Source organism: Streptomyces sp. AB3(2024), assembly GCF_041862025.1.
GTDB lineage: Bacteria > Actinomycetota > Actinomycetes > Streptomycetales > Streptomycetaceae > Streptomyces.
The window spans coordinates 18207-28941 of sequence record NZ_JBGWAB010000108.1 but is presented as its reverse complement, the minus strand read 5'-3'; the positions used below and the strand labels follow the sequence as shown (position 1 = coordinate 28941).

11 protein-coding genes are annotated in these 10735 nt (G+C 72.6%); 5 read left to right on the top strand and 6 right to left on the bottom strand.

Features of this window, described 5'->3' with window-relative positions:
• Nucleotides 1-271 precede the first annotated feature (271 nt).
• Nucleotides 272-916, bottom strand: a complete 645-nt coding sequence (locus ACEPPI_RS30960; RefSeq protein WP_373918578.1) for a DUF6758 family protein — start codon at nt 914-916, stop codon at nt 272-274.
• A gap of 83 nt (nt 917-999) precedes the next feature.
• A complete protein-coding gene (locus tag ACEPPI_RS30955; protein WP_266842093.1) occupies nt 1000-1584 on the bottom strand; it encodes a suppressor of fused domain protein in 585 nt (194 codons plus the stop codon).
• Between the two features lie 373 nt (nt 1585-1957).
• Here ACEPPI_RS30955 and ACEPPI_RS30950 point away from each other — a divergent pair, with 373 nt between their 5' ends.
• Together ACEPPI_RS30950 and ACEPPI_RS30945 are read left to right on the top strand one after the other, a co-directional pair.
• Nucleotides 1958-3082: a magnesium and cobalt transport protein CorA gene (locus ACEPPI_RS30950; RefSeq protein ID WP_373918577.1), complete on the top strand. Its 1125-nt coding sequence runs from the start codon at nt 1958-1960 to the stop codon at nt 3080-3082.
• A 32-nt stretch (nt 3083-3114) separates the two neighbouring features.
• Nucleotides 3115-3627, top strand: coding sequence for a hypothetical protein (locus ACEPPI_RS30945; RefSeq protein ID WP_373918576.1), 513 nt, complete (start codon nt 3115-3117; stop codon nt 3625-3627).
• 43 nt (nt 3628-3670) lie between these two features.
• On the opposite strand, the gene ACEPPI_RS30940 is transcribed toward ACEPPI_RS30945, so the two are convergent.
• A complete protein-coding gene (locus tag ACEPPI_RS30940) occupies nt 3671-4555 on the bottom strand; it encodes a hypothetical protein (protein WP_373918575.1) in 885 nt (294 codons plus the stop codon).
• Nucleotides 4556-4723: 168 nt separating this feature from the next.
• Between ACEPPI_RS30940 and ACEPPI_RS30935 the strand changes: the two genes are divergently transcribed.
• The 3 genes from ACEPPI_RS30935 to ACEPPI_RS30925 all read left to right on the top strand — a co-directional run bounded on the left by ACEPPI_RS30935 (nt 4724) and on the right by ACEPPI_RS30925 (nt 7880).
• Nucleotides 4724-5995 (top strand): magnesium transporter MgtE N-terminal domain-containing protein, encoded by a 1272-nt coding sequence (locus ACEPPI_RS30935; protein WP_373918574.1) that lies wholly within the window; start codon nt 4724-4726, stop codon nt 5993-5995.
• A gap of 97 nt (nt 5996-6092) precedes the next feature.
• The gene (locus ACEPPI_RS30930) at nt 6093-6668 is read left to right on the top strand and encodes a DUF1003 domain-containing protein (RefSeq protein WP_373918579.1); all 576 of its coding nucleotides are present in this window, start codon (nt 6093-6095) and stop codon (nt 6666-6668) included.
• Between the two features lie 42 nt (nt 6669-6710).
• Nucleotides 6711-7880: an Mrp/NBP35 family ATP-binding protein gene (locus ACEPPI_RS30925; RefSeq protein WP_356222907.1), complete on the top strand. Its 1170-nt coding sequence runs from the start codon at nt 6711-6713 to the stop codon at nt 7878-7880.
• A 69-nt stretch (nt 7881-7949) separates the two neighbouring features.
• Here the strand turns inward: ACEPPI_RS30925 and ACEPPI_RS30920 are convergent, their stop codons facing one another.
• From ACEPPI_RS30920 to ACEPPI_RS30910, 3 genes are all read right to left on the bottom strand, one after another.
• Nucleotides 7950-8663 carry a hypothetical protein gene (locus ACEPPI_RS30920; RefSeq protein ID WP_373918573.1) on the bottom strand — a complete coding sequence of 238 codons (714 nt, stop codon included), beginning with the start codon at nt 8661-8663 and terminating at the stop codon, nt 7950-7952.
• Between the two features lie 113 nt (nt 8664-8776).
• A complete protein-coding gene (locus tag ACEPPI_RS30915; RefSeq protein ID WP_373918572.1) occupies nt 8777-9217 on the bottom strand; it encodes a sec-independent translocase in 441 nt (146 codons plus the stop codon).
• A 123-nt stretch (nt 9218-9340) separates the two neighbouring features.
• The gene (locus ACEPPI_RS30910; RefSeq protein ID WP_373918571.1) at nt 9341-10708 is read right to left on the bottom strand and encodes a S1C family serine protease; all 1368 of its coding nucleotides are present in this window, start codon (nt 10706-10708) and stop codon (nt 9341-9343) included.
• Between the last annotated feature and the right edge of the window lie 27 nt (nt 10709-10735).

Here is a 10735-nt window from a genome sequence, read left to right as displayed (position 1 = left end):
CCTCAAACGCCGGCGGGGCTGGAAGATCCAGCCCCGCCGGCGTTTGAGGCGCGGGGGTCCGGGGGCGGCGCCCCCGAAGGGTCCGGGCGGAGCCCGGGGAACGGGGGAAGGGCGGGTAGGGGACCAGCCCCGCGCAGCGGCAACGCACCCGTACGCGACGGCCGACACCGGCCACGGGCAGCGGCCCCGCCCGGCAGGCCGCCGGACGGAGTCCGGCGCAGCGCCGCGAAGCCCGGGAAGCGCGCCAGCGCTGAGCGGTGCGAGCTGCGCGTCAAGAAGGGGAAAGAATGCGCGGCGTCAGCGCCCCGCACGGCAGGAGTTCGACCTCCGAGCCCGCGTCGCGGAGGTCGGTGAGGACGAGTTCGTCGTACATGAGGAGTCCCGACTGCTCCGGCCAGACGATGGCCCACAGCCACAGCCCGCGCGCCTCGCCCGCGAACACCGCCCGGTCGTCCGGCGCCCCGCTGACGTGCCACAGCGGCGTCGGCCGCCCCGCGGCGACCACCTTGGCGTGCGGCGGGGCGGAGACCTTCATGTACGGGCCCGGGTCGGGGGCGTCGATGCCCGCGAAGCGGGAGCCCAGCCCCACGCCCAGTTCCTCCGCGATCAGCAGCAGCTCACCGATGCCGCCCAGCGGCCCCGGCCCGGAGCAGGCCACGGCGGTGGCCCGGCCCCCGCTGCGGTCGTCACCGGCGGTCGCGACCCCGGTGAACAGCCACCCCACGGGCAGCGGCCACGGCATCCAGACGGGCACCTGCGCCCGGTTCACCACCACGCCGAGACCCTCGACGCTCGGTGGGATGACAGGCTGTAGCGGATGGACTGCGCCGTGCACCGCGCACTGCCAGGAGTCGGCGAAAAGACCGGGCGCTCGGACCCGGCCACCGCACTTCGGGCAACTCGGTTCGCCCCTCATAAGAAGCACGCTCCTCCCCGCCCGGCGCGCCGTCAAGACACGATCACCCGTCCGGATGTCATCCGTACCCGCGGGCGCGCCGGTCAGTCCAGTGCGACGGCCGTACGCAGAGGGTCCCGCAGATCGGTGCCGCGCGCGAGCCAGCGTTCCTGGAGGGCCGCCGCGCCGTGCACCCGCTTCCAGGCGGCCTCGTTCGCCGTCATCGGGAGGAGGGGGAGGAAGCGGACGGGATCCATGGGCTCGTCCAGTTCGAGGTCCTCGACGAGTCCGCCCGGCTCGGCGACGAGGACCGAGCTGAACGCGGCCCCCTCCCACAGTGGTTCGCCCACGTCCAGGGAGGCGCCGGGGGCCACGATCAGCCCCTCCACCATCGGGGAGGCGGCCAGGACCGCGAGCGGGCGCAGGAGTTTGTCGGTCGGGGCCAGGCCCGCCCGCACGGTGAGCACCAGCTCGGCGCGCGGGCCGCGCACCGGGTCGGCGACCACGGCGGTCGGGTCGGTCATCGGGTGTGCGGACATCCCGAGGGTCGCGTACCGGACGAGGTCGCCCTCGGCGAAGCGGAGTACCTCGATGCGGTCGGTGCCCAGGAAGGTGACGGCGGCGCGGGCGTCGGGTTCGCCGAACGCGTTGCGCAGCCGGGCCTCGACGAGGGCCAGAATTTCTGCCATGGAGCGAGCATAGAACTCCTATCCACCGGGTAAAGGGCGGCTCTTGACCATCCGTCGGCTGATAGTGTTGACAGCTGGTCGGGGGCGCGCGCAGTAGCGTGTTTCGGTGCTCCGGCGACAGGACGTCCCTCACGGGGGACCGGCCGGAGGAGGTGGGGCTGCGATGGATCGAAGTCGATCGTGCAGTACCGATCGCTCTTCCGCTTCTGTGCAGGGCGCGTCCGGCCCCCTTTGATCTTCTGATCAGCAGAAGAGCGACGGCAGAACTTCTGTCCTCCGTCCTGTTTCCCTCCGTCCGCCCGGGTCTGCCCACCCGCGCCCGGAGGGCCTCCCACCCGTACGGTCCGCAGCCGTGCGCGCGAAGGAGCCTGCCATGTCGATGCTGCCCTACCTCCGTGCCGCCGTCCGTCCGGCCCTGCGCCGGTCCACGCCCGTCCAGCCCGGCTACGACACCACCCGCGACCCCTCCGCCAGCAGTGCGGTGGTCGACTGCGCCGTGTACCGCGACGGCCGGCGCGACCCCCTGGAGCCGGGCCGCGGCTGTCTGACGCCGCGTGAGGCGATGCGCCGGGTCCGCGAGGGCGGCGGTTTCGCCTGGATCGGACTGCACGAGCCCACCGAGGCGGAGTTCGCGGGGATCGCCGCCACCTTCGGCCTGCACCCGCTGGCCGTGGAGGACGCGGTGCACGCGCACCAGCGGCCGAAGCTGGAGCGCTACGACGACACGCTCTTCACCGTCTTCAAGACGATCCACTACGTGGAGCACGCCGAACTCACCGCCACCAGCGAGGTGGTGGAGACCGGCGAGGTGATGTGCTTCACCGGCCCCGACTTCGTCATCACCGTCCGGCACGGCGGCCAGGGGTCGCTGCGCGGCCTGCGCCACCGCCTCCAGGGCGACCCGGAGCTGCTCTCGCGGGGCCCCTCGGCCGTCCTGCACTCGATCGCCGACCACGTGGTCGACGGCTACATCGCGGTGGCGGCGGCGGTCCAGGACGACATCGACGAGGTGGAGAGCGCGGTCTTCGCCGCCCCCGCCAAGGGCGTCAGCCGGGGCGGCGACGCGGGCCGGATCTACCAGCTCAAGCGCGAGGTGCTGGAGTTCAAGCGGGCGGTCTCCCCGCTGCTGCGGCCGATGGAGCTGCTGAGCGAGCGGCCCATGCGGCTGGTGGACCCGGACATCCAGAAGTACTTCCGCGACGTGGCCGACCACCTCGCGCGGGTCCACGAGCAGGTCATCGGCTTCGACGAGCTGCTGAACTCGATCCTCCAGGCGAACCTGGCCCAGGCCTCCGTCGCCCAGAACGAGGACATGCGCAAGATCACCTCGTGGGCGGCGATCATCGCCGTGCCGACGATGATCTGCGGGGTGTACGGGATGAACTTCGACCACATGCCGGAGCTTCACTGGCGCTACGGCTACCCGATCGTGATGGTCACGATCGTCGGCAGCTGCTTCGCCATCCACCGGACACTCCGCCGCAACGGCTGGCTGTAGGCACCCCGGGGCGGACCCCCTAACCTGTGCGCATGACTCTCAGCGCACTCGACCTGGCCCTCGTCGAGGAGGCCTCCAAGAAGTCCGGCCTGATCTGGGTCCGCGGCGCGGGCGCCGACCGGGCCCTGTGGCACGCCTGGGTGGACGGCGCGGCGCACGTGCTCGGTGACGGTCCCGGCGAGCAGCCCTTCCCGGGACTCACCGACGGTGCCGCCGCCGAGGTGACGGTGCGCAGCAAGGACAAGGGCGGCCGGCTCGTCGCCTGGACGGCGGCCGTACGGGAGCTCGTACCCGGCAGCGCGTCGTGGGAGGCCGCCGTCTCCGAGCTGAAGGGCAAGCGGCTGAACGCGCCCGACTCGGAGCGGATGACCGAGCGCTGGGCCCGCGAGTGCCGCCTGCTGCGCCTGGAGCCCGTGGCGGTCGCCGACGGGCTGCCCGACGGGTCGCAGGCCGCGGCCCCGCTGCCCTCCCCCGCGATCACGCGCAGGCCCGTCCCGGCGGGGCTGCCGAAGCTGCTGCTGAAGCGGAAGAAGGCCAAGCGCTGAGGAAGGCCGAGCGCTGAAAGCGGGCCCGGTAGCGAGAGCGGGCTCAGCCGGAGCCCGGGTCGGAGCCCTGGCCCGAGCCCTGGCTCTTCGACGGGGACGGGCCTGCGGTGCCGGTGCCGCTCCCGGTTCCCGAGCCCGAGCCGGTGCCCTTGCCCGTGCCGGTTCCCTTGCCCGTGCCGGTTCCCGTGTCCTTGCCGTCCTTGGTGGTCGGCAGCTGCGAGCCGTAGTCCACGGTCTGGTCCTGTGTGGGCGCCTCCAGCGGGAAGGGCTTGCCCCATTCGGAGAGCTCCACCCGGCCCGCGCCGCCCGCGCGTTCCATCAGCAGCGGGTACGGGGTCCCCTCCAGGGACACCGTCAGCTTGCCGCTCTTGCCCGCGTCCGCCGAGATCGGCACCGCACGGGTCCGCCCGACCGTGGTGTAGGCGCCCTTGGTGAGCTTGCCCTGCAGGCCGAGCAGACCGTCCAGCAGCACGCGCATGTCGGTGAACCCGCGGAACTGCCTGTACGAGGGGTCGTTCTCGGGCACCTTGACGAACTTGTCGCCGAGCTTGCCCGCCGAGTCCGACTTGCCCCAGAAGGCCGCGCCGGCCTTCAGGTAGAGCTGCTCGCCGACCCGCAGCAGCTGGAAGGTGTCGTTCTGGGACTTCACCTCGCCGGAGCCGCCGTCGGCCTTCAGCCGCATGTCGAGGGTGAAGGTCTTGCCCCCGGTGACCAGGCTCCCGGAGAGGTGCACCGAGGCCGCGGCGGTGGCGGCCGCCTTCGACTGGCCCTCGATCTTGTCCGCGCCGAGCTTGCCGATCCCGTTCGTGCCCTTGTCGGGGTCCTCCGCCTTGCCGCCGCAGCCCGTCGCGGTGACGGCAAGACCCGCGCACAGGGCACCGACGAAGGCGGCCCGGCGCAGTCGTGCGGCGGGGGTGTAGGGGGTCACGGGCAGGTGCCTCTCGTCGGGGGTCTGCGGGCAGCAGGCAGCGTACCCGCCGCCGGGGGCACCCCCACGGGACCCCCGGGCGGACGGCCCCACCAGGACGCCTTCCCGCGGCACGGGCTAGCCTGAGGCACGGCATGACCGGTGATGGACGCTCTAGGAGGCGCTCGGATGGCTGCAGGCGCCCCGCGGATCTTCGTCTCGCATCTGTCGGGTGTGCCCGTCTTCGATCCCAACGGCGACCAGGTGGGCCGCGTCCGCGACCTCGTCGCGATGCTGCGCGTGGGCGGCCGGCCGCCCCGGCTGCTGGGTCTGGTGGTCGAGGTCGTCAGCCGTCGCCGGATCTTCCTGCCCATGACCCGGGTGACGGGCGTGGAGTCCGGACAGGTCATCACCACCGGCGTGATCAACATGCGGCGCTTCGAACAGCGCCCGACCGAGCGGCTGGTCCTCGGCGAGCTGCTGGACCGCCGGGTGACGCTCGTGGCCACCGGCGAGGAGGCCACCGTGCTGGACGTGGCCATCCAGCAGCTCCCGGCCCGCCGCGACTGGGAGATCGACCGGATCTTCGTGCGCAAGGGCAAGGGCGGCGCGCTGCGCCGCCGGGGCGAGACCCTGACCGTCGAATGGTCGGCGGTGACCGGCTTCTCGCTGGAGGAACACGGGCAGGGCGCCGAGAACCTGGTCGCCACCTTCGAACAGATGCGCCCCGCCGACCTGGCGAACGTCCTGCACCACCTGACGCCGAAGCGGCGCGCCGAGGTGGCCAACGCCCTCGACGACGACCGCCTCGCCGACGTCCTGGAGGAGCTCCCCGAGGACGACCAGGTGGAAATCCTCGGCAAGCTGAAGGAGGAGCGCGCCGCCGACGTCCTGGAGGCGATGGACCCGGACGACGCCGCCGACCTGCTCTCCGAGCTGCCGGAGGAGGAGAAGGAGCGGCTGCTGACCCTGATGCAGCCCGACGACGCGGCCGACGTGCGGCGCCTGCTGTCGTACGAGGAGAACACCGCGGGCGGCCTGATGACGACCGAGCCGATCGTGCTGCGCCCGGACGCGACGGTCGCCGACGCGCTGGCCCGCGTGCGCAAGTCGGACCTGTCGCCGGCGCTGGCGGCGCAGGTGTACGTGTGCCGTCCGCCGGACGAGACGCCGACGGGCAAGTACCTGGGGACGGTGCACTTCCAGCGGCTGCTGCGGGACCCCCCGTTCACCCTGGTCAGCTCGATCGTGGACACCGACCTGCCGCCGCTGCGGCCGGACGCCTCGCTGCCCGCCGTGACGAGCTACCTGGCCGCCTACAACATGGTCGCGGCGCCCGTCGTGGACGAGAGCGGCTCACTGCTGGGCGCCGTCACCGTCGACGACGTACTGGACCACCTGCTGCCGGACGACTGGCGGGAGACGGACTTCCATTCCGAGGAGGCCGTGCGTGGCCACTGAGCGGGGCCGCGGGGACGCGGCGCGCGATCGGCGCCGGGAGCGGCGCGAGCATGCCAGGGACGGGCTCTCGGAGCGGCTGGAGGAGGCGGCGGAGCGGCTGCGCAACGAGCGGCCGGAACGTTCCTCCGAGCGGGCGAAGGCCAGCGTCGCCCTGGGCGCGAGCGCGCTGGCGCGTCCGCGCGTACGGCTGGACCAGCCGCGCCCGGCGCGCCGCAGGCTGCTGCCCGAGTACGACCCGGAGGCCTTCGGGCGGCTGTCGGAGCGGGTCGCGCGGTTCCTCGGCACGGGCCGGTTCATCGTCTACATGACGCTGGTCATCATCGTGTGGGTGCTGTGGAACATCTTCGCGCCCGCGCACCTGCGGTTCGACGAGTACCCGTTCATCTTCCTGACGCTGATGCTGTCCCTCCAGGCCTCCTACGCCGCCCCGCTGATCCTGCTCGCGCAGAACCGGCAGGACGACCGGGACCGGGTCAACCTGGAGCAGGACCGCAAGCAGAACGAGCGCTCCATCGCGGACACCGAGTACCTGACCCGCGAGATCGCGGCGCTGCGCATGGGCCTGGGCGAGGTAGCCACCCGCGACTGGATCAGGTCCGAGTTCCAGGACTTGATCAAGGAGATGGACGAGCGGCGCCTGTTCCCCGCCGAAAGTGACGAAGGCGACCGCTGACGGCCTTTCCTGAGCCGTGCTACCGAGCCGTACCATCGGGGCATGGCTACCGACACAAGCTCCGCCGCCGACGCCGCCGCGCCCGAGCAGGACGCGATCCTGGACGCGCTGTCGACGGTGAACGACCCCGAGATCCACCGCCCGATCACCGAGCTCGGCATGGTGAAATCGGTGGAGATCGGCGAGGGCGGCGCCGTCGCCGTCACGGTCTACCTGACGGTGTCGGGCTGCCCCATGCGCGAGACGATCACCAAGAACGTCACCGAGGCCGTGGAGAAGGTCGCGGGCGTCACCTCGGTCGCCGTCACCCTCGACGTGATGAGCGACGAGCAGCGCAAGGACCTGGCGGCCACGCTGCGCGGCGGAACCGCCGAGCGCGAGGTCCCCTTCGCCAAGCCCGGCTCGCTGACCCGCGTCTACGCGGTCGCGTCCGGCAAGGGCGGCGTCGGCAAGTCCTCCGTCACCGTCAACCTCGCCGCGGCGATGGCCGCCGACGGCCTGAAGGTCGGCGTGGTCGACGCGGACATCTACGGCCACAGCGTGCCGCGGATGCTCGGCGTCGAGGGCCGTCCCACCCAGGTCGAGAACATGATCATGCCGCCGTCCGCGAACGGCGTGAAGGTCATCTCGATCGGCATGTTCACCCCCGGCAACGCCCCGGTCGTGTGGCGCGGGCCGATGCTGCACCGCGCGCTCCAGCAGTTCCTCGCCGACGTCTTCTGGGGCGACCTCGACGTCCTGCTGCTCGACCTGCCGCCGGGCACCGGCGACATCGCGATCTCCGTGGCCCAGCTGGTGCCGAACGCCGAGATCCTCGTCGTGACCACCCCGCAGCAGGCGGCGGCCGAGGTCGCGGAGCGGGCCGGCTCGATCGCCGTGCAGACCCACCAGAAGATCGTCGGTGTCGTCGAGAACATGTCGGGCCTGCCCTGCCCGCACTGCGACGAGATGGTCGACGTCTTCGGCTCGGGCGGAGGCCAGAAGGTCGCCGACGGGCTCACCAAGACGGTCGGCGCGTCCGTGCCGGTCCTCGGCAGCATCCCGATCGACGTACGGCTGCGCGAGGGCGGCGACGACGGCAAGCCGGTCGTCCTCTCGGACCCGGACTCCCCGGCCGGTGCGGCGCTGCGCGCGATCGCGGGCAAGCTGGGCGGCCGCGCCCGCGGCCTGTCGGGCATGTCGTTGGGGATCACCCCGCGCAACAAGTTCTGACGCGGGGCTCCGGTACGGAGCACTGCGCGGAAGGGCACCGCCGTCGGCGGTGCCCTTTCCCGTATCCGCCTACTCGTACGCGCCGAGGTCCGCGATCGCCGAGAACCCCAGCCCGTACGCGCTCATCCCGCGCCCGTACGCGCCCAGGTGGACCCCGCTCCCGGTGGAGCCGGCGAGCACCCAGCCGAACTCCGACTCGCGGTAGTGGAACGGCGTCGGCTGCCCGTCCACCGGCAGGGACAGCGTCGACCAGTCGGGGCCCGCGAGGTCGTCGGCGAGCTCCCACGCGGCCTCGGTCTGCTGGTCCAGCCAGTCGTCGCGCAGGGTGTGGTCCATCTGCTGCGGCCAGCTGTAGGACAGCAGGCCCGAGCCGGCCAGCCAGGCGGCCGAGGAGACCGAGGTGGCCTCCAGCACGCCGGTGCCGTCACCGCTGCGGCGCAGCGGGTTGCTGGCCACGGTGATGACCACCGCGAAGCGCTCCTTCTCCCCCGTCGCGATCTCGCCGCGCACGGACGGCTCGTCGCCGTGGCCGGTCGACCCGTGCTCCACGGTGCCGTCGGCGCCCGCGGAGACCTGCATGAGCCAGCGGGGGCCGGTGAAGGCCCCGTCCAGCCCGTACCAGGGGAAGTCCGCCTTCAGGTACCCCTCCGCCGCCCTGCGGGCCGCCGGGACGGGTGCAGTGCCCTCCTGGGCCTGCCCCGGGGGCTGCTGCTCGGTCTGCGGTGGTGCGTCAAGGGCGTCGGCGGGCTGCGCACCCACCCGGCTGCTGCGCGTCGTCTCCATCTGGGCGGCCTCTCGTTCCGTGGGGTCCGGAACGGCCGACCCCCCTCGGGCGTCCTGGGTCCGGACAGATGGAGGATAGCCATCCGACTCCGGATCGCCGGGCAGGCGGTGGCTCAGGTGGCGTCGGCGTCGAAGGGGGTACGCGCCTCGGGGGCCGGGGCGGAGGGCTTCTTCACCAGGTCCGGACCGGTGCCGGCGGCGGGCGTGGCGGGGGCGGCCGGGGCGGGAGCCGCGTCCTTGCTGTTGACCGCGTCGGTGACGTCGTTGAGCTCCTTGCGGAGGTCGAAGCTGCTGCGGATCTCCTTGAGGTCCTCGTTCTCGGTCAGCTGCTTGCGGATGAAGGTCTTCGGGTTCAGGTCCTCGAACTCGAAGTCCTTGAACTCGGGTCCCAGCTCGGAGCGGATGTCCTGCTTGGCGCTGTCGGAGAACGAGCGGAGCTTGCGGATCATGCCGGAGACGTCCTGGATCACCTTCGGCAGCTTGTCGGGGCCGAAGATGAGGATGGCGAGCACCACGATCGTGACCAGTTCGAGTGCGCCTATGTCGTTGAACACCTTGCCGCTCCTCGGCTCTCTCCACATCGGGCCCGGACAACGGTACCCGGCGTTCCTTGCGCGCCCCTACGCCGGTGCGGCCCTCTTCCCGGATTCACCCGGGCGTCATGCGGTATTCGTGTGTCAGGAACCGCTCGCCGAGCCCAGCTCCACGTCCAGCGTGCGCTCCCTGCCGTCACGCAGCACGGTCAGGGCGAGGCGGTCCCCGGGGCGGTGGGCCCTGATCTTGATGATCAGCTCGTCCCCGCCGTGCACGCGGACCCCGTCGACCTTGGTGATCACGTCCGCGGCCTTGATCCCGGCGCGGGCTCCCGGACCGTCGGCGACCACCGACGGCTTCCCGTCCGCGCCCTTGGAGTCCACACGCGCTCCGTCCCCCCTGTACTGCATGTCCAGGGTGACGCCGATGACGGGGTGGGTGGCGCGGCCGGTGCGGATGAGCTCCTCGGCGACCCGCTTTCCCTGGTTGACGGGGATGGCGAAGCCGAGGCCGATGCTGCCGCTCTGGCGGGTGCTGTCGCCGTCGTCGCTCTTGTCCGCGCCGCGGATCGCGCTGTTGATGCCGATGACGTGGGCGCGGGAGTCCAGGAGCGGGCCGCCGGAGTTGCCGGGGTTGATGGGGGCGTCGGTCTGGAGGGCGTCGACGTAGCTGATGTCGCTGCCGTCGCCCTTGTCGCCGCCCGCGGTGATGGGGCGTCCGGTGGCGCTGATGATGCCCGCCGTGACGGTGTTGGAGAGGTCGAAGGGGGCCCCGATGGCCACGACCGGGTCGCCGACCCGGACGTTCTCCGAGTTGCCCAGGGCCAGCGGGCGCAGACCCCGGACGCCGGTCACCTTGACGACCGCCAGGTCGTAGCCGCCGTCGCGGCCGACCAGCTCGGCGGCGACGCTCTCGCCCGTGCTGAAGGTGACCGTTATGTTCTTGGCGTCGGCGACGACGTGGTTGTTCGTCAGGATGTGGCCCTGCTCGTCCAGGACGAAACCGGTCCCGGTGCCGCCTCCGCCGCTGCCGCTGACGTGCAGGGTGACCACGCCGGGCAGGGCCGTGGCCGCGATGCCCGCCACGCTCTCCGGGGCCCGGTCCTTGTGGTCGACGGCCGACTGCGGAAGCTCCAGGCGGGTGCCGGTGCGCCGCTCGGCGAGGATGCCGAGGTAGCCGCCGACGCCCCCGGCGAGGAGGGCGATCACCGAGCCGAAGACCAGGAGGCGGCAGATCCCGGGGGCGCGGCGCACCCGCCCGTGGTCCACCACCTGGAGGGGGCTCTCGTCCCAGGGGTCGTAGCGCGGTCCGGGGGCGGCGTCCGGCTCCCCGGGCCCGGGCCGCGTCGCGGAGTCCGCCTCGGAGGACGGTGCCCGAGGGGTGAGGCCGGGCTCCGGAGTACGGCCGGGCTCCGGGGGGCCGGCCGCCGGAGCGGACGGCTCCGGGGCGGCGGGCCGACTCCACCAGGACGGAGCCGGACCACTCCGCTGACTGTCGCGACTGTCGGACATGAACGCTCCCCGCGGGCCTGGCGCACC